This window comes from Streptomyces sp. Q2 (assembly GCF_056820935.1).
The window spans coordinates 1-25,019 of the sequence record NZ_JBXEJE010000081.1; the positions used below are offsets into that span (position 1 = coordinate 1).

Sequence of the window (25,019 nt, forward strand, 5' to 3'; positions counted from 1 at the left end):
GCGCGCGTCCTGCTCCGCAGGAACGACGCGCCGACGCTACGCGTCGGTAACCGTCTCCGCTCCGCGGAGACGCGGTCCCTCCGGGACCGTTGATCCGCTCCGCGGATCACGAGGGGGACGTCGGTGCGGTGTCCCGATCGCTCCGCGATCGTGCCTCCTCCCCGACTCTTCTAGGTTTGTAAGGCGCAGCTTTGACTGCGTGTCAGCTTGTTGAGCAAGCCGTCCACTCCGTGGCCGGCTCCTCTCTCGCTGCAAGAGCGGCTGGTTCCGTCTCGGGGTCGTGTTGATGCCTCGTCGGGTAAGTGATCAGCCAAGTGCTTCGAGGCTCTGGTGTTGGGGTGCTTCCTTGTCTGCAGAACTTTGGAAGATTCGAGTTCTGCCTCTTCCCCGTTCTTCGTGTTGGTGCGGCGGTGCGTCATATGCCGGGGCCGAGCCGACGACCTACGAGGCGGTTGTGATCATGGGCCGAGAGTGGACCCCCGACTCCATCACTCATGCCCTGCCTACGCCGGACATGCGGCAGGAGTTCTGGCGGCAGTTCAACCTCACTGCTCTTCCCGGGCTTAAGGCCCTGGGTGAGAAGTGGGTCAAGTCACCGAGGAGTTGGAGGCCGCTGTCGAACGCGGCCGTGAGCTGCACGCCTTCCAACAGGAGCACGGCGGCCAGTTGCCGGAGCAGTACGCCGATGTCAGCGAGCTGATCACGGAGAGCCGGGCCGCCTGAACCATGTACCGGCTCTATATGGACTCCCAGATCCCATGCCGTCTACCGGGATCTGCCTGACAAGGCCCGCGCGCGGGTCGCCCAGTTCCTCTTGGACTCGGCCAACGACCCCCGCGCCGCCACCAACCCGTACGGAGACATCGACGACGGCGTGATGTGTCTGTGGGCCGCCGGTGACCTCGCCGTGCGCTTCTGATCGGGGATCAGACTCGCACGGTCACCGTTTTGAGCATCGCCTACGCGGGACTCGAATAGCCTTCGTTCAGGGCGCCGCGGGGATCGTCTGGTGGAGATCGAGGGTCTTGTCGTGGCGAACTGCCCACACGCCGGTTTGCCTCAACGCTCGGTCCGGACAGCGGACTTGGGCCCACTCGGTCTGCGAAACTGTGGAGGCGTACTGCGCACGTGCCAGCAGTTGGCGCAGCGTCGCGTCCCGCGACGTCCCTTTCCGGGCACCGACCGCGGCCAGGGCCTTCACCGCACACCGCGGCAGGCGGACGTTGGTCTCCGTGCGGCCAGACACCGGGCCAGTATCGGCCAATCCCCGCATACCTGTCGCGCGAACTCGGCATCCTGGCCTCCCGCTTGGCCACTGCCGGGCGTGTCTCAGGCTGTCCAGGCGGTCCGCGTCGCGGGCCAGGCCCCGGTGCGTGATGCAGGCCCGCGACGACATCACGCGGGCCAGTTGCCGGGCTTCGTGCTCGTCGCGCACCACCATGTGCTGGAACTCAACTGCGGTGACAGGGCGGCCAGTTCAGGGCAGAGATGCACGATCCCGTACAGGGCGCGCAGCCGTCCCGTGGTGAAGAGCGGGATGCCGTAGGCGAAGTCCCGCTGACGGGCCGGGTGTATCCGGCCCGTCCGTCTCCTCCCCAACCCCTGGGCACGGCTTCCCGGACGTCACACTCGCCGTCCGCCCGCTTCCCGCGGGCGGTCGGGGTACCAGGGGGCGAGGCGTAGGAGGAGGTGGAGGGTGTGGCGGGCGGCGGTGCGGTGGGCGGGTCGTGGGGCGTAGGCGGCGCCGAGGGCGAGGACGGCGGTGAGGGCCAGGAGCAGCAGGAGGGTGATGCCGGCGTAGGCGAGGGCGGTGCGGGCGACGGTGGTGGGGGCCAGGAGGAGTGCGGCGGCGGTCGTGCGGGCGGGCCATCGGCGGCGGGTGGGCATGAGGGTGAGGCTCCTTGGCAGGTCAGGCCGGGGTGTACGGGCGTCGGAGGTGGTGTCCTGCCTCAGTTCACTGGGTGCGGCGATGTGCGTTTTTCTGTATCTCGCGGGGTTCTAAAGTGTGTGGGTGGTCAGAGGAGTGCCGGGTGGGGCGGATCGGGAGCTGATCGGGCGTCTTGCTGCGCTCGGCGTGGTGGTGTCGGGGGCGCAGCTGGAGCGGTGGCGGGCGGCGGGGCTGTTGCCCGGGCACGGGCGGCGGTGGCTGGGGCGGGGGCGCGGCTCGGTGTCGGTGCTCGCCGAGGAGACGGTTGCCGTCGCGGCTGCGCTGGGGCGGCATGCGCGGCCGGGGCGGGATCTGCGGTGGACGGTGATCGCCTGGTACGCCGGGGCCGGACTTCCCGCTGCGCCTGGGGAGTTGGCAGTGCCGGAGCCTCCGTGGCCAGCTGTGCGGGAGGCGTTGGTGTGGGCGATGGGCCGCTCGCACGCCCAGCGGCTGGTGGTGCAGGCCCGTGCGGCGGGCGGCGGGGGTGAGGAGGCGCAGGACGCCTTCTACGCCGAGGCCGGGCGGGTGGTGGGGCGGGGTCCGGCCGGGCTGCCGCACCCGGAGGAGGTTCGGCGGGTGATCGAGGATCCCGGGGCCGAACTGGGGCGGGGCCCGGAGCGCGAGCGGCGGCGGGCGGCGGTGTACTTGGCCGCGGCCGCCGGGATGGGGGCTGGTGAGGTCGGCGGCGAGGTGCTCGTCGAGGCGCTCGCCGTCTTGATGCCCGGCGTGGACTGGGCGCCGGTCGCCGAGTCCGCACGGCAGGCCGAGGGCGACGGCACTCTGGAGAGCTGGGTCGAGGCAGGGGCGCTGATCGATCCGCTCGCCCGCCTACAGGCGGCCGGCGAGGCGGAGATGGCCGCGGCGCGCGGTGTGGCGCGGATCCTCACCTTGATCGGCTTCCTGTATGTGATGCACGGGCTGCTGATGCCCGACAGTCCGTTCCTCGCCCGCCTGCGGGCGAGGGTCGACGAGTCCGGGTTCGCCCTGGTCGTCTCCCAGCTCGTCCCTCAGATGGGCAGACCGTCCGGTGTCCCCCACGCGCTCGTGATGTGCCTGTCCCCCGAGATGGCCGCGCTCGCCGCCTGGCTGGAGGCGCTGATCACCGAGCAGGCTGGCACCGGACAGGGGTTGCTGCGCCTCCCCCGTGCCGAGGAGGACGGGGCCGAGGCGTTCATGCAGGCCTGGATCGGCCGTCTCCACGACCTCACCGATCGCGCGCGGGCGCGGCGGACCGGCGCTGAGGAGACATCTGGCCGGCCGGCGACGCCGTAGCCGGCGGACCGGGACGGCGATGGGGCGCGCCGCGGCAAGGACGATCGTGCCCTCGGTGCCACGGCGCGGCTGGTCACGCACGGTTTCACCGGCGTCCGCTGTCGTGGGGCACGGGGTTCGTCGACGACGCGTTCGCGGTCGGGTGCCGGCGACTCTACGCGCGTCTTGCAAGGATATTGTCTGTTTTGCAAGGTATCTGACATCCTGGTAGGGCACGTCAGTGGTCCTGACGACCTGCCAGCCCCGTGCCGCCGTCGGCGGAGTGGGCGTGAGCCGTGCGCTGCGGAGGGCCTCCCGTTTCAGGGTGGTTCGCCGGTAGCGCGCCCAGTCTCCGCCGGTGGTTTCGAAGGGGCAGACGGTCTTCGCCGGTGCGCGCTCGTGGTGCGTGACGGTGACGGCGGCCCGCGTGGGTGCTCCCTGGAACGGAGTTCCTGCGGCTCGGGTGCGTGTCGCACTCGGCAGGACCGCCGGATGCGTTCGTTCGCACCCGGGGTCAGCAAGGGCTTCCGGGAAAAGGACCGTCTGCTTCTCATGTCTACCCGTAAGGCCCCCGAGGGGCCCTTCCCGTACCCGTCCCACCCCGACTGGGCGGAGCACCTCTACGAGGCCGTCCTCAACACCTGTGCAGCCGAGGGCTTCGCGCCCGTTCCCCGGCAGGCCGTGCTCGAAGGGCTCGCGCCGGCGCTCGGCCAGGGCGAGGCCAAGCGTGTCATCGAGCGCCGGCGCGACGGCCGTGTCCTGCGTGCGACCGCGTATCACGTCGAGCAGCGCGGTACCGACGGGGCGCTGTTGCTGCTGAATGTGGCCTTGCACGGGGCGGCCACGCTTCCTTGGGCCAACAACGACCGTACGCGCAGCGAATGGCTGCACCCCGCGCCGGACAACCTGTCCCGCCTGGAGGAACTCGTCGACCAGCAGCGGACGGTGGCCGGACGGAGCGTCGCGCTGGAGCGGGCGAGGACGGCGCAGCGGACTCTGGCCGCGACCGCGGCACCGGCGGAGAAGGACGCGGCGGTCGCCGCGGTGAAGAACGCTGAGGACGAACTCACCCGTGCGAAGCAGGAGCTGGAGGTGCGGGAGCAGGCGCTGGGCCGGCGGCGTCCGCTGCCGGTGGTGCGGGCCGTGGTCGAGGACGGAGTGCCGCTGGCCGCGCTCACCACGGAGCAGGTCCGCGCGGAGGTGGCCGGCGAGGTGCAGCGCTACGCCGTGGACGTGCTGCTGCGTCGGGCGCGGCTGCGCTCCTACGACCTCGTGGAGTCCCTGGTGCAGGAGGGCCAGCGGGAGTCCACGGTGGTCGTGCTGCAGCGGACCCCGGTGGTCGACCGGGACGGGTCCCGGCGGTACGTCTGGCGGGGGCGTCAGGTCACCGGGAACAACCGTGGGGATGCCCGGCTGCAGGTCTACGGGCTGGTGGCAGAGCAGTTGCTGACCGGGGTGCCGCAGTATCTGCTGCGGCTGCCCGGGGAGGAGGAGAACCGGCGGCTGGTGGTGCGCGGGCTGGGCGAGGTCCTGCGCCGGATCAGTACCCTGCTCAACGCCGAGTACGCCGATCCCGACCGTGACCGGGAGGGGCGTGCGGAGCGAGCGCTGCGGATCGCGCAGGTGCCCGCCCGTGTCGTGGTCGGCGCCAGGACTCCGGAGCGGCTGGAGGAGTCGCTGCGCCAGCTGAACGTGCATGAGCATCTGCGCGGCCAGCTGAACTACGGCGACATGGACCGCGGCCTGGGGCTGTGGTCGACCCTGGTCAAGGCCTACCAGGCCAAGGGCGTGCTTGACGAACTGCTCGCCAAGGAGGTCGCCCAGGGCCGCATCGCCGCCGGCGCTCTGGACGAAGACGCGATCGCCGACGCCCTGGTCGGCGCCCGGGCCCTGGACGAGCTCGCCGTGCTGCTGCCGCCGGGCGACGAGGTGAGCCCCCTGACCCTGCGGGATGTGGCGATCCGCTGCGCGACGGTGATGGTGTTCCCGCCCATCCCCCCGCGTCCCGAGAACCATCCGCCGCGTGGGCACATGCCCACCGGCCGGTACTGGCCGGTGGTGCGCGCCGCCCTGCAGGAAGCCCCGTGGAGCCAGACGACCGCGGCCAGGACCGAGCGCCGGACGCAGATGTGGGCGGCCGTGGTCGCCCAGCACTTCGCCAACCGCGGTCCCCTGCTCGCCACCCAGGGTCTGTTCAACGTGCGCAGCGTGCAGTACGGGGTACGGCCGGATGCCCGCAGCCTGAGCTCACTGCTGACCGCGTGTCGGCAGGGAGATGCCGAGGCCTGGGAGATCCTGGTCCGGCGGCATCTGGTGCCCGGGCTGATCAACGCGCCCGAGCCGTTCGTCACCGCCGGCCAGGGCTCCGAGAAAGGCGAGGACCGCAAGGGTGTGCGGCGCACGCCCGTCAACGCGGTGCAGGCACTGGTGAACGCCTACGTCTCCCCGCCGGAGGGTGTGACCCGCGAGCTGCTGGTCGCGTTCGCCGAGGCGGTCCTGCGCGCCCCCGAGTCCGCGGCCGGGACAGGGCTGGCGCCGGGGACCTTCTGGGCGCCGGACGCCCATGGCAACCCGCGAGAAGGCCTCATCGCCGACAAGCAGTGGTTCGACTCGACCTTCCCCAAGATCGCGTCCTCCAAGAAGCCCCCGGTGGAGCCGCCCGTGGACGACTCCACCGGCGACGAGAGCGAGGAGAGCGGTCCGCCGACCGCGGAGCTCGACGAGGAGATTCCGGAGGATGCGCTCACCCGTATGACCCGCCTGCGCTCGGACCTGGGCTCCACCGTGGACAGCAGCGCGGACAGCGTCGCCACCGCGGCCGAGCAGATCGGCCTCCTGCTGGCGAACATCGAGGACGCTGTGCGGGCCCGCGAGGAGGCCGGCGCCCAGGAGGAGCCCGCCGAGGTGCAGAAGCTGTACGTGAAGGACATCCGCGAAATCAAGAAGCAGTGCGCGGAGATCGTGGAGCTGCTGGACTCGGCAACGGTGGCGGTGACGTCGCTGTGAGCGGGGACTGCTGCCCGGAGCCGGTCCCCGGGCCGGTGGTCGACGGCCGGGTTCTGCGTCATGCGTGGACCGCGCTGGGGCCGCTTGCACGGGGTGGCTGGCCCGCGCCGTACAGCCTCGTCCTCAAGCACCGGACGGAGACCCTCGCGGTGCTGGACGAGGTGCTGGCCGGGCTGTACCTGGCGGTCGACGCCGACGGTCGGTTGCGGTGGCTTGGCAAGGCCCACCGCGACGGCGGGGTCGGCGCACGGCTGCGGGATCACCTCCGTCATCCCGAGCGCGAGCGCGTCTACACGGGGGTGTTCGTCGCGGCGGCCGACCCGTTCAGCCCGCCCCTGGCGATCAAGGCCGCCGAGGGCCGGGCCGCCGACCTGATCGGGCTGCGCGGCCGGATGGGCCTGCGGACGTGGCCCGTGTTCACCCCGGCGCAGTGGCTCGCCCTGGTCACCTCGCACCCGGTCTCCCGCATCGGCAGTCCCCGCCCGCCCGGGGACGGCGCCGGTGACCGATCTACTGCACCGGCCTGACCGGTCCCCTCCCGGGCCCCGGCGGATCGTCCGCCGGGGCCCGGGAGGTTGCGGTACAGGGGTGGTGCAGCAGCCAGGCGGAGGTCGTGATGTCTGTAGGCGTTCGAAGGACGGGTATGCGGTGAAGGTTCCGTGGGACAAGCTGGCCGAGAGCCCGAAAGTGTCCGAGTCACTGGTGACCCTGCTGATGCTGCGGCTGCGCGAGAAGGCGCGGGCGGTCGACGGCAGCGGCGGGGACGGCGGCCGGGACCTGTTCGAGTACACCGAGGACGGTGAACTCGTCGTCTACGAGGCGAAGTCGTTCACCGGCCGCATGACCCAGGTACGCCGCAGGCAAGTGGTGCGCTCGCTGGTGTCGGCGGCCCGCCACCAGCCCGACCACTGGGACCTGCTGGTACCGATCGACCACAACCCCGCCGAAGAGCGGTGGTTCGAGGGCCTGCGCGAGCAGTTCCCGTTCGTACGGCACTGGCACGGGCGCAGCTGGCTGAACGAGAAGTTCGCGGCCCATCCCGATCTGGTGCGCTACGCGCTGCAGGAGTCCGGCGACTAACATCCTGGAGCGGATCGCCGAGGCCCGCGCCGAGCGCGACGTGCTGCTGGGCGGGCTTCCCGACTACATCGAGCGGGCGAACACACTGCAGGCGCGGGTCCAGGAGATCTCCCCGCACTACGCGGTGCACACCACGCTGGGCGCGGACGGGCAGACGGTCGTGCACCTGACGCCCAAGAGGCCCGCCCTCGACGGGCAGGCGGCGATCCGTTTCACCGGCCGCATCCGCTTCCCCGCCGGTGACCCGCAGGAGGCGCAGCGGCGGCGCCAGTACGAGGAGACGATGCGCTTCGGCGGCGACGTGGAGCTGACGGCGGACAACCTCGCCGAAGCCGGCCTGGCCGGGCCCGCCGGGCTCGGGCTGGAACAGCTCACGCTCGGCGGCGTGCGCATCACCTCGCCCCACCAGGAGGTGACGCCGCCGCTGCGCGGGCAGATGATCGTCCAGGAGCCCTCCGGCCTCCCGGTCACCTCCCTGCCCGTGACCTTCACACACCGCGTCCTCGGCACGGACGGCGGAACCCTCCACGGCAGCGACCTGACCGGCCTGATGCGGGTGCAGGTGCGCTTCGACCGGCGCGATCTCTCCGGCCAGCTCAAGTTCTCCTTCGAGCCGCCCGAGGCCGCGATGCCGACGGCCATGGTGCCGGTGCTGCGGCTGATCGCCGAGAGCCACCCCGGCCGCTTCATGGCGCTCATCCTCGCCGGGGACACCAACGGCCAGCTGCGCGCCCCGGTCACCACCGGCATGACACCGCGCGGCTGGGAGGCGGGCGAAGCCGGGTTCTGGGCCGATGCATACGAGGACCTGGCCCGGCTGCAGAGCCGGACCGGCCAGTTCTTCCCCGTCCCCGACGACTTCACCCAGCAAGACGTGCGTGAGGTCAAGGAGATCCACGCACTGCTCGACGGAGAGAAGATCGTCCTGCGGGGCGAGAGCATGTCCGTGGAGGTGGTCAGTGCCGAGGGCCTCGACAAGTTGGCCGACATCCGCGGCGGGATGTTCCGCCTCACCGCCGGATACGAATCCATGATCTTCACACTCGGCGACCACCAGATCGACCTCGGCCCCTGCACCGAGACCTACACCATGAACAAGATCCTGAACATGAAGGAGGCACGGCGCGAGTTCGCCGAACACGGGCACGCCACGGTGGTCATGCGCCTGGCCGAGCACATCCCGGCCGTGCGCTACCTGGGAGCCGAACGGCCCGAGTAGGCACGCGTCGGCAGCGTCAACACAGCGCTGTTCAGCGCGAGTTGTGCAAAACGCAGACGATCCGGGCCATGACTGGTGGCGGGGGCCGCCGCCTGTCACGTGACGGGTGCGGCCGACCGCCGGCGGAGGCTGCCTGCCTGTCCGAAGAGGCGTAGCAAGGTGTCCAGGACGTCGTCGAGCTCGTCGATGCGGCGCGAAAGTTCGGGGTACTCGTCCGTGGGCATGTGCGGCCGGTCGGCGGTCGCGGATAGGGAACCGGCGAGGAGGGGTGGGTAACGAAGCTTCCCCGGCCGTGCTCGATACGGACGAGGCCCTCGTCCCGCAGGACCCGTACGGCGGACCGGGCGGTCATGTCGGCGATGCCGTAGTCCTCCTGGAGGATGCGGGAGGTGGCACCTGGTCACCGGGGGCCAGCCGCCCGCGAGGATCTGGCGCCGCAGGTCGTCGGCCACGAGCCGGTAGGGAGGCTGGTCCGCCGGTCGGCCTAGCCAGCCGAAGGGCTCGCCGTCGGTCCCGGCCCGGTCACACATACGTGCCCGGCCCAGGGCCCGGCGTGGGACGTCGGCCGCTGCGCAGAGGGCGTGCGGCGCTACTACTGCGCGATCCGGGCACCCGCCGGGGTCTTCGCACCGGCTCGGGATCGTCGCGAAGGCCCGCCCCACCATCGTGCGCCCTGCCCCCGGGCACGGATGTTCTGACGCACCGCGGAGCCGCAAGCGCTCCGGAGCCGCATGCGAGACGCAGCGACAGGCAGCACGGGGCTGCGCCTGACAGCCGTCACGCGCAGCCTTCGGAAAGATCCCTGCATACCGCACGAATATCCCGCCGTCCGCGTCAGCGGCACGCCGAATTGAGACACGCCTCACAATCCAATACGTAGGGGCTCCGTTCCCGCCCGAAGAGGTGAGGACAAAACGGGCCGATCGCCCATGAATTACTCTCGCAGGCCGCGATCAAGAAGCCGACATTCGCCATGATGAAGAGAATGCAGGGCGACTGCGGGTAAACTCGTCTCGTAGCTTTATAAATCCACAGAGAAAGGCAGTGCCGCCATGGCCGACGACGAGATCAATTCCAACGAGTCGGCCGAGGACCCGATCGCCGAACCGGCCGAAGAACCGGCCGGGACGCCGCCCTCCATGCCCGACACCATGTCGTGGTACGAGGCGACGTACATGACCCTGGCGATCGCCTACTACGGAAGCCACACCATCCATGGGGTGTGGCTGCAGATGCAGGAACAGCTCTTTCCGCTGGTCCAGCCCTTCCTGTAGGCCCGCGGAGCCCGGTACCACGTGATCCGTGGGTCCAGGCTCCGCGGCGGTCTCGGTCAGTCCCGGGAACTTTCAGCGAGCAGCTTCACAGGCTCCCGGGTCCGGACGCAATCCAGATCAACCAGACCGGATCCGAAAATTTGGTTCCTGCCAAATCTTCGGACCCTGTCATTCTACGCGCTGCGGGAGTGGTGATTCCACTCCCGCAGCGCGTTTCTTGTTTTCGAGGTTTTCGGGATGCGCACGTCGGCCATCTTTCGTTTCGCTGCGTTCGCCTGAAAATGGTGAATCCACTTTTACGGTTCCGGCGCCTTCAAAGTTTCTGCCTGCCGCTCAAATCGGCCCGGATGTCGTTTCGCCATTTTTCCGATCCGGCGGAACATGAAAAATCCAGAACTTCAAAAACCGAAGCCCGGCCGGATGGAGGGTTTTCGGAAACGGAGATTTTCCAGACGAGCGTGGGACGTGCGTCTAACGGCATCGGGAGCAGGCTGGCGTGGGGACGTCCCGGCGGGGCACCGCGTACGTGGACCGATACGGAACCGGTCAGGGCTTCCCGGGTCCATCTCTCCACCGGTCCGGCCGACCGGACCGTGAGCGTCCCGCACCCGGCCGGCCCGCTCACGCCGGTTCGGCGAGGGGGCTTCGGGGATGCTGCGCGATGCTCTGGAGTGAGCACAGGGTGGCGCCACGGTCAGGGGCGGGGGCTCGAATCGATGCCGTGCTCGGCAAGAGTGGAGGACAGCAACTCCACTTGGCTGGAGAGGAGTTGGCCAGCATTCAGTTTGGTGCGGGTCTTGGCGAGCCAGGGCCCGATCATGACGCGCTCGCCGTCGACCTCGATCCACTCGCGGGCTCCGGGCGCGCGACCCCACCGCTCGACGAACAGGGCGAGGATCTCGGCGGTCTGCGCGAAGCTGCGCCGCCGTGGTGTACCCGGTACGCCCGTCTCCAGGGTGACGCGGTCGGGGGTGAGGCCGATGCGGGCAAGCAGGTCGCGCTGGTCGGGATCGAGCCGGTCCCAGTCGGTGAACTGGCGGTGCAGCCAGCTGCCCGCCTTCACCCCGTGGATGACCGTGTCGCGGGACAGGGTGCTGGGGTGGGTGCCGGCTTCGAGGTGGCGGCGCAGCAGGTGGTACTTGCGGTGCCAGTCGGGGCCGTGCGGGAGTTTCCAGTCCGGGTCGAGGGCAGTGAGCTGGACGTCGCGGTCGGGGGTGAGGCGGTCTTTGCGGGCGGCGGCGCGCTGGTCGGCGAGGAACTGGCCGCCGGGGGCCTGGGCGGGGATGGCGAGGTGGCCGTGTTCGGCGTGGAAGGCCTCGACGGTGGCCAGGTGGCCCTGCCAGGTGGCCTCGTGGTCGTCCCAGATCATGCCGAGGGCCTCGAGCTCGGCGATCCAGCTCTGGTCGAGGGCTCCGGCCTGGTGGGCGGTGCGCTGGCCGGTGATGAAGCTGCCCAGCCGGTAGCCGTAGGCGTCCTCGTAGTCGGCGCTCACGCGCAGGTGGCCGTGTTCGGCGTGGTAGCGGACGGCGGCGGCGAGTCCGGCGCGGCGGGGGGCGGACAGGACGGCGCCGCTGGAGGGCCACACCAGCAGGTCCAGGGCGCGGGCGATCGCCGAAGGGTCGAGGGTGTGGTCGAAGCGGAAGCGGCGGGTGATGTAGGTGTGGGAGTCGCGGGCGGGATGGGTGTTCTTGGCCCGCGGAGCGCGGGCGGCGATGGTCTGGTCGTGGTGGCGCAGGGCGGCGGTGACCAGCCAGAGCGCCTCGTAGGGGGTGCCGAGCAGGTCGGTGGGGTCGGCGCCGGGCTGAATGTAGGCAGGGACGACGAGGCTGGCCGTCTTCGTCTTGAGGGTGGGAGGTTTGCGCAGGGCGCGGCCCAGGGCCTGGACGATGCGGCGGACGCTGGCGGTGCGGTCGGCGAAGACGACGCCGTCGACGGTCGGCAGGTCGACGCCTTCGCCGAGGACCTTGGCGTTGGCCAGCACGCCTCGCTCGGCGTCGGTGAAGCGGGCGATGGTGTCGGCGCGCCGGCGGGGGCTGTGGGTGCCGTCGATGGACTGCACGACGACCTCGCCCGCCCAGTCGGGGCGCAGTTCGTCAGGGAGGGTGCGCAGGGTGTGGGCGAACTGGCGAGCGAAGTCGGCGGCGTCCGCGATCTGTTGGAAGTAGACGAACACGTGCCGTAGGTCCTGCTCGCGCATGGCCTTGAGGATGGCCAGGTGCAGGGCGGTGGTGCGGCGCGCGGTGGGCCCGGTTTCCGGGTCGGTGAGCGCGGTGCGCAGTTCGATGTCGGTGACGGTGGGGACGACGAGCTGGTAGTCGGCCAGGACGCCGTCGTCGATGGCGTCGGCGTGGGTGTAGGTGTGCAGGCGGGGGCCGAAGATCTTCGGCTGGTCCATGGTCGCCAGCAGGGATGGGTCGTCCCAAGCCGGTGCGGTGGCGGTGGTGCGCTTGGGCTGCGCCCTGGTGGTGGGCGGTTCGGTCAGGCGGGGGGCTTCCCACACATACGGGGTGGCGGTGAGGTAGAGGCGACGCTCGGCAGGGATGCGCTCGTTGTCGTGCAGCGCAGTCCAGTTCTTCTCCCAGGTTCCGGCCGTGGCGTGGGCTTCGTCCACGATCAGCAGGCCGAAGACGGGGGCGGGGAAGATCGCGGAGTGCTGGGCCTCTTCGATCTTGGACAGCGAGTCGTAGGTGAAGAACACCGTCGCTTTGGGGTGGCGGCCCAGCCAGTAGGCCAAGTACTCCCCCGCGTTGGCCGAGTCGACCTCGGCCTCGGCGAGGAGCGGGTGGGATTCGGCGCGCAGCGAGGAGACAGTGATCATCGGCTCGCGGCGGCCGTCCGCGCGGGCGGCCGCCGCCCACTGCGCAACCAGGTCCAGGCTGGGCACCGCCACCGCCAGGTGGCGAACGCCGAGTTCCTCGGCGACGCGCAGGGCGAAGAGGGTCTTGCCGGTGCCGCAGGCCGAGACGGCATGCCCGCGGGTGCGCGGGCGGCGCAGGTGGCGGACCGTGCTGGCGAGGCCTTCCTGTTGGTCTATGCGCAGGACCAGACGCCCTGTGTGTTCTGTAGCGGTGGGGCTGGCGGTCATCGCACGGTTCCTCGGCATACGTGAGGGGCTGGCTCGCGTTCATTCTCGCGCACGGCGGGGGTGTGGCGCAGTGTCTCTGCCTTGGCGGGGGCGCGCTGGCGGCCGCGCGCGCCCCGTGATCGGCGTTGTCGGTTGCGGGCTATGGGCGATCGCGGTGAGTCTGCATTGCGATGGGAGGACGTGAGTTCATCGTCGCGGCCCTGGAGGCTGCCGGTCTGTCCACTTCTTGGTTGCGGGTGCTCTATTGGTTGCGTCCTGTCCGGGTTGGGGCGCTCTCCGCTTGTTTCATGCAGCCCGGCGGAAGGCTGTCTTGCGAGCCGGTCGATTGGGCAGGCGCAGGAGGTCTTGCAAGGGTGTGCCGTGTTCGGCCCACCGGCGGAGCCGGTCCCGGTCGACCCAGTGCACTTGGTGGCGTTCGCCCCATGTTTTGGCGTCCCGGGTGAACGAGCCGTTGGTGACCACGACCGCGGTGTCGGCTCCGTGGACGGGGCCTGCGGTTCCTTTGACCTGGTACATCACTGAGGAGCCGACTTTGCCGGCGACGGTGGTGTGCTTGGCCTGCAGGACGATTCTGCCGCGCTGGCGGTCCTCGCCGATGACGTCTGCGGCCTGGTCTCCTTGTCGGCCGACCTGCCGTGCGTTCCAGCCGTCCCGGAGAAGCAGGTCACGTAGTGCGAATTCGAAAGCCCGGTCGTCCATGGCGTCGAGCTGTGCGAGCGTGATCCTCAGCCGGGCCAGCGTCTCGGCCCGCATCTTCCGGGCCCGTGCCGCACGCATGAGCCGCCAGGCTGCGTGCCCGAGGGCGAGAGCCGCAAGGAGGGCGAGCAACGGCCAGACGCGGACGGCTGCCTGCCATGTGGCTGTGGCGATCTTGGCCAGCAGCCAGAGTGCGGCGCAGGCGACGGCCGCGGCGGCGGCCTGTTCCTTGCCGCCGCGGGGTGGGCGCAGCCGGGGTGAGCGGCGGGGCATCAGCGGCCCACGCTCGCTGATGGTGTAGGGGTTTGCGGCGTTGTCGGGGATGCCTCTCCGAAGCCGATGAGCTGGCTCCATAGCCACACCACCGCGACCAGCCCTGCGATCGACCAGCCGCCCAGTTTCTTGGCGCTCGGGCGGGGTTTGCGCCGGTAGTGACTTCGCACCTTGTAGTAGCCCTCGGGCGGCTTCGCCACTGCTTCCTCCTCCGTGTCGTCAGGCCGCCAACTGCGGTCTGACCTCTGGGAATTGGTGTAGCAGCGGGCACTGACAAATCCGCCGGTTCGATCAGTGGAAGCCATGACATTGCCTCGAAAACCCGCCGTGATGCGGGCATACGCCCGGCGGTGTTCGAACATGCGTGACAGCAGTCCTCGGGCCTGCGGAAACCCCTCATGCGGACTGGACTGGCGTGTACTGGTACGGCTCTGGTGGCCGATGCGAGTGCTCACGCACCGCAGTGCTCTGTTTCCGACACTTCGATCACATGCAGAAATGGCATGAAGCAATACGTGTTCGATGCGATCCGTCTGAGAGGCAGACGGCTGCCTTCGGGGATGTGCGGCTTTCGACGCCGGGGCGCTGTGGGGCTGCCTTTCTCGGCGGGGGCCGAGGGGGCTATGGGCAGCCCCGCGGTTGTGGCTACGCCTTAGGCTCACGGCGGACTGGAGATCGGCAGGTGTCCGTGGTCTGGGGACCTGCGTTCTGGTCGGCGAGGGCCGTGGACGGGTCCGGCGTCCATCGTGCGGTCATTCGGCCGCTTCGGTCAGGTGGGTGAGGGTGGAGCCGTCGATGTGCTTGGCGATGTGCAGGCGCTGGGTGATGCGGCGGCGCAGTTCGGGGACGTGGCTGATGAGTCCGACGGTGCGGTCGTGGGCGCGCAGGGAGTCCAGGACGTCGAGGACTTGGTGGAGGGTGTCTTCGTCGAGGGTGCCGAAGCCTTCGTCGATGAAGAGGGTGTCCAGTGCCTGGCCGCCTGCTTCGGCGGTGACGATGTCGGCCAGGCCCAGGGCGAGGGCCAGGGAGACGTAGAAGGATTCGCCGCCGGAGAGGGTGTCCGTGTGGCGTTTGTGCCCGCTCCAGGCGTCGAGGACCTTGAGGTCCAGGCCTGACTTGGCGCCTCGGGCGGCTCTGTCGTCGGAGTGGACGAGGGTGAAGCGGTGGTGGGACATGCGTGACAGGCGGGTGTTGGCGGCGTCGACGACGTCTTCGAGACGGGCTGCCAGGACGTAGGACTCCAGTTGCATGCGGAGCTGGTTGCTGGGTGAGCCGCCGCTGATGAGGCCGTGGAGGTGATCGACGGTGCGGTAGGCGTCCTCGAGGGGTTCCAGGCGCTGGATCTGGGTGTCCAGCTGAGCGGTGAGGGTGGCCAGGGTGGTTGTCCGGTCGGCGGCCTGGGTGGCGAGGGCTGCCGTGCGGGTGTGGGTTGTGGTGGCGGTGTTCAGTTCGGTGACGGCGTGCTCGAGGTCGGCGGGTGGCTGGGCGATGGCTGCCTGCAGTTCGGGGTCGGCGAGCCGGGCGGTCAGTACGAGGCGCTGTTCACGCCAGTGGGTGATCTCTTTGTCGATCGCGGTGAGTTCGTTGTCGGGCAGGCGGGCGGCCGAGGCTTCGGCCGGGGAGGTGAAGCCTGCTGCGTGCGCTGCCTGCTCTGCGAGAGCGGTGGCGCTGTGGCGGTCTGTGGCGGTTGTTGTCACGGTGGCCGCGCACGCGGCGGCGGCCTCGAGTCGGCCGGCGTGCTGGGTGAGGTGGGTGATGCGGTCGGCGAGTGTGGTGTGTCCGTTGAGGGCGGTTGCCAGGCGGTGGGTGAGCTCTTCGCGCTGGGTGTGCAGGCTGTCGTAGGTGGCGTCGGCGGCGCCCAGGCGTGCGGTTGCGGTGTTGCGGGTGTGCTCGGTGTCGGCCTGTTCTTTTTCCAGGAGGGCGAATTGTTCGCCGGCCGGTCCGGCGTCGGCTGCCTGGGAGAGGGCGTCGGCGAGGTGCTGTTCGAGGGCGGTGCGGTGAGCGGTGAGGTCGGTGAGGGGGGTGTTGCCGCCGGCTTCACCGCGTGCCGTGGCGGCCTGTTCGTTCAGCTGGGCCAGAGCCTCTTTGGCCGTGTTCTCGCTCTGCTGGGCGCGGGTGTGGGCGGCTTCGGCGGCCTGTTCGTCGGCGGCGGTGGGCTGGCCGGGCTGGGCAGTGGCGGGTGCGGGGTGGGTGGGGGAACCGCATACGGGGCAGTCTTCGCCGTCGACGAGCCGGTCGGCGAGCTCGGCGACGATGCCGTCCGTGCGGCGGCGCCGGATGTCGACGTACGTTTTCGCGGCTTGCGTGGAGTCCTTCTCGGCCTGGCTGAGGACTTTGTGGGCGGCGCTGACCTGCTGGTCGAGCGCGTCACGGCGCCTGGCGGCTTCCAGCTGCTTTTCGACGAGGTTGAGGGTGGGGGTGAGTTCGCGGCTGGTTTCCTGCGCGCTGCGGGCGGTTTCCAGGCGTGCGGCAAGGTCAGCGCGGCGTTGCGGAAGGACGTTGAGCCATTCCTGGGCGTCGGTGAGGGTTTCGGTGAGTTGCTGGCGCTCGCGGTCGAGTGCGGCCAGTTCTGCAGTGTGGCGCTGGAGGGTGGCCTCGTCGGGCAGCAGAGCCTGGACGGCGCCGGTGTCGGCGTGCAGCTGCTGCGCGGCGTGAGTGAGGCCTGCGGTGTCGAGGGATGCGTGTTCGGGCGGCAGCAGGGCGCGGGCGCGACTGTCGTCGTCCAGGGCACGGGTGTGCTCGCGGTCGGCGGTGTGTGCGGTCTCCAGGACGGAGTGCAGTTGTTGGGCTTTCACGGCGCGGTCGCGGCGTTCGGCGAGGTGGTCGTGGTGGGTGGCCTGCTCGTGGAGCAGGTCGAGGTCGTGTGCGGTGGTGCGGTGGGCCTGCTGGAGACGGTAGAGGTCGCGGACGGCCTGTTCTGTCATGCGGGCTTCGGTCAGCTGCTGCTCGGCGGTCTCGGTGGCGGCGTCGGCGGCGTGCTGGCGGGTGAGGGCCTGGCGGTGCAGGGCGCTGGCCCAGGCGCGGGCGGGTGCGGTGAGGGTGGCGGGGTCGTCGGCCCGGGGGGCGTTCTGGGCCGGTTCGAGGTCGTCGCCGGCTGCCTGCTGGATGCGTTCGGCCAGGCGCAGGACGTCGGCGCGGGCCTCGTCGCGCGTCTTGGCGGTGAGGGTTTTGCGGTGGGCGAGGAATTCTTCGATGAGGCCGAAGCGGCGGGTGCCGAAGAGGGTGCCGAGCAGGACCCGGCGTTCGGATGCGTCGGCGCGCAAAAACTTGGTGAACTCGTTCTGCGGGAGCAGGACGACCTGGCAGAACTGCTGGCGGGTCAGGCGCAGGAGGGACTTGATCTCTTCTGCGGCTTCCTTGTGGGACTTGATGATGCCTTCCCACCGGCCGTGTCCGTTTTCGTCGAGGACCCACTGGTGCAGGTAGGTTTCGGCCTTCTGGTCGACGAGCTCTGCGCTGTTGCGCAGGTGGGGTCGCTTCTGGGCGGGGATCCTGCGGATCTGCAGGCGCTTGCCGGCCAGGGTTAATTCCAGGGTCACTTCGGTCAGCAGACCCTCGGGAGCGTGATCGCTGCGCAGCCGCATGTTGCGTTCGTGAGGCGGCAGGCCGTAGAGGGCGAAGCAGATGGCGGCGAACAGGGTGCTCTTGCCGGCGCCGGTGTCACCGTGCAGAAGGAAGAGGCCGTCGGCGGACAGGGCGTCGAAGTCGACGGTGTGGCGGCGGGCGAAGGGGCCGAAGGCCTGCAGGCGCAGGGAGTGCAGACGCATGTCAGACGGATTCCTTCTCCTGGGCGCGCACGCGCATGTCGTCGACGGCCTCTTGCAGGAGGCCTGCCTCTGCGGTGGTGGGTGGGGTGCCGCGCACGGCGGTGATGAAGTCGTGGGCGATGTCGAGGTCGCCGCGGCCGCGTACCCGTTCGCGGTAGGTGGGGCTGTCGGTGGCCTGTGCCGGGATACCGGCGGGCACGTGCCGCATGTCCAGCGTCTTGGAGAAGCGCTGCCTGAGGCGTGCCATCGCCTCGTACGGCAGGGCGGTGTCGGTGAGAGTGACCTGCAGCCAGGCTTCGCTGAGCTGATCGTGTGCGGGGTCGGTCAGCAGGTCCTCGATGCGGCCGGTCAGCCGGGCCAGCGGCAGGTGGAGGCCGGCCGGGATGTCATGGCGGGTGACCGTGGGAGCGCCGTCGGCCGGCAGGTCGGCCAGGGTGAGGGACTTGGTGTGGTTGGTCTCGGAGAAGGAGTAGGCCAGCGGGGAGCCGCTGTAGTGGATGCGGTCGTTGACGCGCTGCGGGCGGTGGAGATGGCCTAGGGCGGTGTAGTCGATGCCGTCGAAGAGGTCGGCACCGGCGTGGGCGACGCCGCCGACGCTGATGTCGCGTTCGCTGCTGCTGCTGGTGGCGCCGGTGATGAAGGCGTGGGCGAGGACGACGGAGCGGGTACCCGGGCGGGTGGCGAGGTCGGCGCGGATGCGGTCCAGTGCCGAGGTGAGCACGGCCTGGTGGGAGGCTGTCTCGGCGTCCAGCTGGGTGCGTACCAGGGCGGGCTCGAGGTAGGGCACTCCGTAGACGGCGACGGGGCCGTGCTCGTCGTCGAGGAGGACGGGGCGGGCGGCGTCGGCGGGATCGGTGCGCAGGTGGACGCCGGCTGTGGCGTACAGGCCGGAGCCGGTGCCGAGGCGGTGGGCCGAGTCGTGGTTCCCACTGATCATGACGGTGGGGATGCCGAGGTCGGCGAGCTGGTGCAGAGCCCGGTCGAACAGGCGTACCGCGTCCAGGCTCGGGATGGCACGGTCGTAGATGTCGCCCGCGATCAGCAGGGCGTCCACCTTCTGGGTGCGGGCTGTGGCGCAGATGTGGTCCAGGACCGTGCGCTGGTGGTCAATCAGATCTTCCCCGTGGAACCGGCGGCCGAGATGCCAGTCCGAGGTGTGCAGGAACCTCATGGGCACAGACCGTAACCAGTGTGGTGGGAGCTACGGGCGGTTTTCCCGATAAACGGTCTTGTTTCAGAGGCTTGGGGACACGTGAGGGAAAGGTTTCTTCGTCTGCGCTGCCGGGTGGCGGAGCCGGACGCGGCTCGCGGGGTGATTGTCAGTGGCAGGAGGCAAGATAAGCAGTGGGGGAAGGAGGATGTGATGTCGTTATCGCGTTCTGCCAGGACCGAGCACACTGTGGCGCCCGGGGGCTGCCGGTGGTGCGGAATCGAAGCCCGCGCTCACGCGCGGCAATGGACTGCGGAGGCCGGATGGCACGCCTGGGCGGCGCCGACCGACGAGCAGCGCAAGGAGCGCATGCTGCAGCGGCGAACGCAGCAGCAGGTCAGCAGGCGAGGGCCTGCACCTCGGTGAAGATGTCCCGTAGCTGCTGGGGGACCTCTTCGGGAGTGGTGAGCATGGACACCAGTGCGTAGAGCATGTCGGCCTTGCCGTTGGGGCTGCTCTCCTCGGCCTGCTGTTTGATCATATAGAGGATGCGCTCGCTGAACTTGCCGCCCCGGTGCTCGGTGAAGTCGTCGGCGCTCCAGGACCGGCCCTTGGGGCGGGGCCAGTGGGCGTTGGCGGCAGCCGCCCACTGGAGGTCGCTGAAGAGCTCCTCCAGCTCGTTGTAGCCCTCGCTCTCGCCCACGTAGGAGACCTGCTTGGTGAGGTCGAGGCCGGCCTTGATGAGTTTCTCGGTCTTGAAGTGCTTGTTGGCGCGGCTGTCGGCGTCGACCATCAGCATGACGGTGCGGTGGTGCTTGACGAGGTAGCCCGCGAGATGGAGTGCTCCTTCGTTGTTGTCGCAGGCCCACAGGGCGATGCCGGCCGCCTGCAGGGGCAGCCCCTGCGAGAGGCGGAAGAGCAGGGGCACACACTGCTGCTCGGTGGGGCCCTCGACTGCCAGGAAGCAGCGTTCGTGCAGCAGGACGGAGTTGCGCAGTCCCACCGCGGCGGCGATCTGCCCGAGGTGGAAGTCGATGCCGTCGTGGGTGTCGTCGTCGAGGCGCTCGACGAGGGTGCGGCCGCTGTCGCTGAGCTTGAGGTGGACGACGTCGGCGATGTCGACGCCGTCGATGAGGTTCATCGAGTGGGTGGCGACGATGACGCTGACGTGGGGCAGGGCGCACTGCTTGCGGATGATGTCCATGACGGTGCGCTGGTGGCGGTAGTCGAGGTGGGTGTCGGGCTCGTCGTAGACGACGATGGTCTGCGTGGGCTGCGGCTCGTCCTGCTCCCCCGCCGCGGCGAGTTCACTGCTCTCGAGGAGGCTGCTGGTCCACTCCCACACGGCGAGGGCGATGCGCCGGGTGCTGCCCTGGCCCGAGCGGGTCAGGTCCACGGGCTCGCCGTCGGCCTTGGAGACCTCCAGCGGCGCCCTTTTGAAGCCGCCCTTGAAGGAGACCTCGGGCTTGACCTCCACGCCGACAAACTCGTGGCAGTGCTGGCGGATGTGCCGGCACAGGGAGTCCGCTTCCTTCTCCAGCCGCTGCGTGATCTCCTTCTCGATCTCACGGACCTGTCCCTGGAGGGTCTCGTCCTCCAGATGGGTCTCGTAGCAGCTGCTCAAAGCGGTGCGCACCGCGTCGTCCGGGCTCTCGTCCTTGCCGCCGAACGCCAGCAGCCGCGGCAGCCGGGTCTCGAGTTCTTTGGGCAGCGGCTGCCACTGGTCGGTCTGCGGGACGGTCGCGGCGTGTGCGGTGAGCGCGGCCAGCAGGTCTTCCTTCAGCGTGCCCGACGGGACGAGGCCGAACTCGGCGACCAGTTCGGTCAGGTCCTTCTTCATCAGCCGGCCCAGGCCCTGCAGGCGGCTGTCTGCGGGCTGCGATCCGAAGAACTCCCAGCACGCCGCCTCGCCGACGCGTGAGCGGCGCCGGATACGGACCTCGGCCGGTAACAGGGCTGCTGCGGCCTGCTCGGCGGTGTCCAGGCGGAAGACACCCTCCACCCATGTCTCCGCGCAGCGCTGTCCCTTGACACCCTCGTCCTGCTGGTAAGTGCGGTCCTCGTCCGTCAGACGGTGCTCGCCCAGCAGGAAGGCCAGCGCGGCCAGGACCGCGCTCTTACCGCCGTCGTTGCGGCCGGCCAAGATCGTCGGGCTGCTGACCGGGATGTCCTGCACATAGGTCAGCGAGCGGAACCCGCACGCGGAGAAGCTGATGAGGTGCACGGTCGAGCTGCTCCGTATCTCCCCGCTCCGCCGGGCGACGGGCAGGGGTGTGGCGTGCGGGCGTTACGCGTGCGGATGAGGCGCTTGAGGCCTCGGCGCAGGCAGTCATCCTAGAGGCACGCACAGCAACCGTGCCCCGTATTGCGCCAGTTAGCGTCTGGGCGAGGGGAGGCTGGGCCTCGACTCCTGAGGGCGGAACGCCCTATCCCACAGAAGCAGGGCGCTGCGCCGGCAGAGTCTCAGTGAAGGTCCTTGACCAGCTCGAACCCGGAATGCGCGGTTCCACGCACTGCTGTCGAGAGCTGAGGGACACCGGATCGGGAGCTCGGATGTCGCGTCCGTCATGGCGGAGCCTTTCATCACGGGTATCGCGGCCAACTGGGCTTTCTCCTGGGCTCCCAGAGCAACCGTCGGTGTGAACCGGAAGGGGCGCGGCGCCCAGCCATCACCCGGCCGACCCGGCCCTCTTCTTGACGTTCTGTCACTTTTGTCAACTTCGATACAGCGGGGAATATTTGAAGCTAATCTTTTGAGGTCTGATCCGAGGTGGTAGACGTGAGTGACGTACGTCCGGCGCAGCCGGGGATGCTGGTGGTGGCCCGGGAGTTCCGCGGCATGACACAAGCCGACGTGGCCGAGGCGATGGTGAAGGCCTCCGGCGGTGACGTGGCGGTGTCCCAAGGGTATGTGAGCCGCGCCGAGAGCGGCCGGCTGGCGGTCTCGGGAGAGCGGCTGGAGCTGTACGCGGCGGCTCTGGGGTATCCGCCGGAGCTGCTGTGTCTGGATCCTCAGGTGCATGGGATCGGCGTGGGGCTCGTCCACCACCGCAAGCGGGCGTCGTTGACCGTCTCCGCCCTGCGGCGCCAGCATGCCCATCTCGCCCTGACACGGGTGCAGTTGCAGGGCATCGCGGCGTGCCGCCCCGGTCTCGGCGTGCGGGCTGCGGCCATTCCCACTGTCGAACTCGACGCCCTGACCACGGCCAAGGACGCAGCCCGGCAGGTTCGCAAGGCCTGGGGCATGCCGCCGGGCCCGGTGGCGGACATCACCGCATCGCTGGAGGAGGCCGGGGCCCTGGTGGTCGCGCGTGATCTGGGCAGCGGCCGGCTCGACGCGGTCAGCCAGTGGGACGGAACGCAGCCGCCGCTCATCCTGGCCAACGACCACGCTCCCGCAGACCGCTACCGCTTCAGCCTGGCGCACGAGCTGGGGCACCTGGTCCTGCACCAGTCCCCCGGCGACAGCGCCCTGCAGGAGCGGCAGGCCGATGAATTCGCCGCCGAGTTCCTCATGCCCGCGCGTGACATCCGCTCCGCCTTCACGCCTCGCGTCGACCTGGAACTGCTGGCCCGGCTGAAGCGGGAGTGGAAGGTGTCGATGGCCGCGCTGCTGCGCCGGGCGCAGAGTCTGAACATCGTCACGGACTGGCAGTACCGCAGCGTGATGGTGGAGATGTCCGCGCTGGGATACCGCACAGCCGAACCGGTCGAGATTGACCAGGAGCGGCCCCGGTACGTCCCCGGGATGATCCGCTCTGCTCTGGCCGCAGGGATCAACGAGGAGGAGCTGGCCCGCTGTGCGCGGCTGCTGCCCGAGGACTTCCAGCTGCTGTACGCCCCGCGCGAAGGCGCGGCGGTGGATTCCGCTTCGAAGGTGAGGCCATGACTGAGTCGTTCCCCTCCCCGCGCCCGGGCGCCGGTTTTGATCCCGCGGAGCCTCCCGACCCGCCTCTGACCCAACCGCCNGATTCCGCTTCGAAGGTGAGGCCATGACTGAGTCGTTCCCCTCCCCGCGCCCGGGCGCCGGTTTTGATCCCGCGGAGCCTCCCGACCCGCCTCTGACCCAACCGCCCTCTGTACCCGGGCAGTTGCGGGGCCGGATGCTGCTGCAGGCCGGGGTGAGCCGGGTCGGTTACATCCGCGCACAGCTCGATCCGGTGCGCAGCGGGCTCGTCGTCAGCGGTTCCGGGGCGGCGGTGAAAGTCCGCAAGCTGCGCGAGGAGGGGTTCACGGGACCGCTGCTGGCGGATCCCGCCGTCTACACCGTGGCGGCGGCCAGTGAGGATGCTCCTTTCCCCGACGTTTCGGAAGGCCAGCTGGCCTTCGGTGACCCGCTGAGGCTGTCGATCGAGGAGCAGGTGGGCCACCGTGCGGGCGCGACGGCGGCCATGACGCCCACCGGATATCTGCACGCGGAAGACTCCGACGCCCTCAAGGCCGCCGTCCACCAGGTCCTCAAGCTGGAGGACCCCCACGTCTTCTTCAGTGTTCCCGTGGACGTGGGGTGGTTGCGCGACGACGCGGTCGGGCAGCTGATCGCCTGGCTCAATGTCGTGCCGAACCCCAAGGCGGTCATGCTCGGCGGGCAGATGGACCCGCTGGCCGGCTTCTCCCAGGCGGTGGGCAACCTGAAGCGGCTGCTGGCGGAGGTCCCCGGCACGGCGCTGCTGCGTGCCGACCTCGCGGCGTTCGGGGCTCTCGCCCACGGGGCGGCGTTCACCGCCTTCGGCGCCACCAGCAGCGTGCGGCACATCGTCCCGCCCGGCCAGGCGGCCAAGCGGTCCCCGGGCGGACCGAACTCGCCCTCCGTGCTGCTGCCGGAGCTGATGGACTTCTTCCTCGGCGAGACGCTGGCGAAGAGGTTCGCCGCGGGCCTGGCGCCGGTGTGCCGGTGCGCGGCCTGCCAGGGACTCGTGCTGGACACCTTCGTCAGCAATCACTGGCAGGTGCCGGCGGCCGCCCACAACGCGGCGGTGCTGATGGAGTGGCTGCGCAGTATGGACGCCGTCGAGCCGGCCGGGCGGCCCGCGTGGTGGCAGCAGCGCTGCCGGCGCGCGGTGGACCGCTACCCGGTGCTCAACGCTGAACTCGACCATCCCGGGTTCAGCGCCTTCAAGGTGCCCCAGCAGTTGTTGCAGTGGGCGCAGGCTCCCGCCGCCCCGCAGGCGCCCTCCACGGCACGCCCGGTGGCGGGCGTGGAGCGCGGTGAGCCGTGACTAGGACTTGTCCGGGCGATCAAGTTCGCAGCCAGATGACCAGTGCTGCTGCTGTGGCGGTGCCGAGGAAGACGTACCCGCGCTTGTCGTAACGGGTGGCGACTGCCCGGGACTGCTTCAGGCGGTTGATCGCCCGTTCGACGGTGTTGCGCTTCTTGTAGCGATCCTCGTCGAAGCCGGGCGGTCGTCCGCCGCGTGTTCCCTTTCGCAGGCGGGCGGCCTGGCTGTCGGCCTTCTCCGGGATCGTGTGGCGAATGCCGCGTCGTCGCAGATACTCGCGGCAGGGTCCGTTGCTGTAGGCCTTGTCGGCCGCCAGGCTGTCGGGCTTGTTGCGTGGCCTGCCCGGACCGTTCCTGGGGATGCGGATCTTCTCCAGGACCGGCTTGAACTGGGTGCAGTCCGCCCGCTGTCCACCGGTGACCACCAGGGACAACGGGCGGCAGCGGCCGTCCGCGCTCAGGTGGAGCGTGCTGGTGAACCCGCCCCGCGAGCGCCCCAGGCCCTCACCTCCAGCACCACCTCCACCAGGCGGGCGACCAGGCTCTGCCACGGCGTCTCGCCCTGGTGTTCCACCTCTTCGGCCCCCTTTGACGCAGGCGCCGGCGGCGGCTCGGTCCGAGCGCCGGCCGCATGCTGATGAGCGCGCACGACGGTGGAGTCGACAGCGATGTCCCAGTCGATCTCACCTGCCGCGTCGGCCGCGGCCTGGACCTGCTGCAGCAGACGCTCCCACGTCCCATCGGCCGACCACAGCCGATGGCGTTCATAGACGGTCTTCCACGGCCCGAACCGTTCGGGCAGGTCACGCCAATGCACCCCGGTCCGCACCCGGTGCAGAATCCCGTCGATCACCTGCCGGTGGTCCCGCCACCTGCCACAACGCCTGTTGCTGACCGGCAGGAACGGCCGCAGCCGTTCCCACTCGGCATCTGTCAGATCACCCCGCCCCATGTCCACATCAACGACCCGGACGCGGAACAGTCACATGATCGACCGGACAAGTCCTAGTAGTGCTTCGTTAGGTTCTGGCTCTGCTGGTTTTGAGGGGGCGACCGCAGGTGCTGCAGGTGCC

The 25,019-nt window shown here is 69.9% G+C and carries 18 protein-coding genes; 9 read left to right on the forward strand and 9 right to left on the reverse strand.

Features of this window, described 5'->3' with window-relative positions:
• The first annotated feature begins 582 nt into the window (after window positions 1–582).
• Complete coding sequence (locus ACWBNA_RS46340; RefSeq protein ID WP_257134181.1) at window positions 583–723, forward strand: hypothetical protein; 141 nt, start codon at window positions 583–585, stop codon at window positions 721–723.
• A 672-nt stretch (window positions 724–1,395) separates the two neighbouring features.
• On the opposite strand, the gene ACWBNA_RS46345 is transcribed toward ACWBNA_RS46340, so the two are convergent.
• Window positions 1,396–1,599, reverse strand: coding sequence for a hypothetical protein (locus ACWBNA_RS46345; protein WP_482710635.1), 204 nt, complete (start codon window positions 1,597–1,599; stop codon window positions 1,396–1,398).
• A gap of 24 nt (window positions 1,600–1,623) precedes the next feature.
• Window positions 1,624–1,887 (reverse strand): hypothetical protein, encoded by a 264-nt coding sequence (locus ACWBNA_RS46350; protein WP_097887221.1) that lies wholly within the window; start codon window positions 1,885–1,887, stop codon window positions 1,624–1,626.
• Between the two features lie 124 nt (window positions 1,888–2,011).
• On the opposite strand from ACWBNA_RS46350, the gene ACWBNA_RS46355 reads away from it, so the two are divergent.
• From ACWBNA_RS46355 to ACWBNA_RS46375, 5 genes are all read left to right on the forward strand, one after another.
• Window positions 2,012–3,199: a hypothetical protein gene (locus ACWBNA_RS46355; protein WP_482710636.1), complete on the forward strand. Its 1,188-nt coding sequence runs from the start codon at window positions 2,012–2,014 to the stop codon at window positions 3,197–3,199.
• Window positions 3,200–3,730: 531 nt separating this feature from the next.
• Entirely contained in the window at window positions 3,731–6,184 is a 2,454-nt protein-coding gene (locus tag ACWBNA_RS46360) for a hypothetical protein (protein ID WP_482710637.1), read from the forward strand.
• Window positions 6,181–6,711: a hypothetical protein gene (locus ACWBNA_RS46365; protein ID WP_097887223.1), complete on the forward strand. Its 531-nt coding sequence runs from the start codon at window positions 6,181–6,183 to the stop codon at window positions 6,709–6,711. Before ACWBNA_RS46360 ends, ACWBNA_RS46365 begins: the two co-directional genes overlap by 4 nt.
• A 121-nt stretch (window positions 6,712–6,832) precedes the next feature.
• Window positions 6,833–7,264 carry a hypothetical protein gene (locus ACWBNA_RS46370; protein ID WP_482710638.1) on the forward strand — a complete coding sequence of 144 codons (432 nt, stop codon included), beginning with the start codon at window positions 6,833–6,835 and terminating at the stop codon, window positions 7,262–7,264.
• A gap of 40 nt (window positions 7,265–7,304) precedes the next feature.
• Window positions 7,305–8,483: a hypothetical protein gene (locus tag ACWBNA_RS46375; RefSeq protein ID WP_482710639.1), complete on the forward strand. Its 1,179-nt coding sequence runs from the start codon at window positions 7,305–7,307 to the stop codon at window positions 8,481–8,483.
• Window positions 8,484–8,578: 95 nt separating this feature from the next.
• Here ACWBNA_RS46375 and ACWBNA_RS46380 read toward each other — a convergent pair whose 3' ends face one another.
• Window positions 8,579–8,707, reverse strand: coding sequence for a hypothetical protein (locus ACWBNA_RS46380; RefSeq protein ID WP_482710640.1), 129 nt, complete (start codon window positions 8,705–8,707; stop codon window positions 8,579–8,581).
• An 828-nt stretch (window positions 8,708–9,535) separates the two neighbouring features.
• Between ACWBNA_RS46380 and ACWBNA_RS46385 the strand changes: the two genes are divergently transcribed.
• A complete protein-coding gene (locus ACWBNA_RS46385) occupies window positions 9,536–9,757 on the forward strand; it encodes a hypothetical protein (protein WP_359895736.1) in 222 nt (73 codons plus the stop codon).
• A 694-nt stretch (window positions 9,758–10,451) separates the two neighbouring features.
• Here ACWBNA_RS46385 and ACWBNA_RS46390 read toward each other — a convergent pair.
• The 5 genes from ACWBNA_RS46390 to ACWBNA_RS46410 form a co-directional block, all read right to left on the reverse strand.
• A complete protein-coding gene (locus ACWBNA_RS46390) occupies window positions 10,452–12,842 on the reverse strand; it encodes a helicase associated domain-containing protein (protein WP_482710641.1) in 2,391 nt (796 codons plus the stop codon).
• Window positions 12,843–13,127: 285 nt separating this feature from the next.
• A complete protein-coding gene (locus tag ACWBNA_RS46395; protein ID WP_097885213.1) occupies window positions 13,128–13,811 on the reverse strand; it encodes a restriction endonuclease in 684 nt (227 codons plus the stop codon).
• Window positions 13,812–14,563: 752 nt separating this feature from the next.
• Window positions 14,564–17,578, reverse strand: coding sequence for an AAA family ATPase (locus ACWBNA_RS46400; protein ID WP_482710642.1), 3,015 nt, complete (start codon window positions 17,576–17,578; stop codon window positions 14,564–14,566).
• Between the two features lies 1 nt (window position 17,579).
• Window positions 17,580–18,749, reverse strand: a complete 1,170-nt coding sequence (locus ACWBNA_RS46405; protein ID WP_405606283.1) for an exonuclease SbcCD subunit D — start codon at window positions 18,747–18,749, stop codon at window positions 17,580–17,582.
• Window positions 18,750–19,125: 376 nt separating this feature from the next.
• Complete coding sequence (locus ACWBNA_RS46410) at window positions 19,126–20,952, reverse strand: ATP-dependent nuclease (protein WP_482710643.1); 1,827 nt, start codon at window positions 20,950–20,952, stop codon at window positions 19,126–19,128.
• Window positions 20,953–21,507: 555 nt separating this feature from the next.
• On the opposite strand from ACWBNA_RS46410, the gene ACWBNA_RS46415 reads away from it, so the two are divergent.
• Window positions 21,508–22,617 (forward strand): ImmA/IrrE family metallo-endopeptidase, encoded by a 1,110-nt coding sequence (locus tag ACWBNA_RS46415; RefSeq protein WP_482710644.1) that lies wholly within the window; start codon window positions 21,508–21,510, stop codon window positions 22,615–22,617.
• A 103-nt stretch (window positions 22,618–22,720) separates the two neighbouring features.
• On the forward strand, window positions 22,721–23,947 hold the full coding sequence (locus tag ACWBNA_RS46420) for a hypothetical protein (RefSeq protein ID WP_482710645.1): 1,227 nt from the start codon (window positions 22,721–22,723) through the stop codon (window positions 23,945–23,947).
• Between the two features lie 19 nt (window positions 23,948–23,966).
• Here ACWBNA_RS46420 and ACWBNA_RS46425 read toward each other — a convergent pair.
• A protein-coding gene (locus ACWBNA_RS46425; RefSeq protein ID WP_482710646.1) for an IS5 family transposase occupies window positions 23,967–24,898 on the reverse strand; the annotation gives its coding sequence in 2 pieces (ribosomal slippage) (window positions 23,967–24,526 and window positions 24,526–24,898; 933 coding nt in all).
• Window positions 24,899–25,019 lie beyond the last annotated feature (121 nt).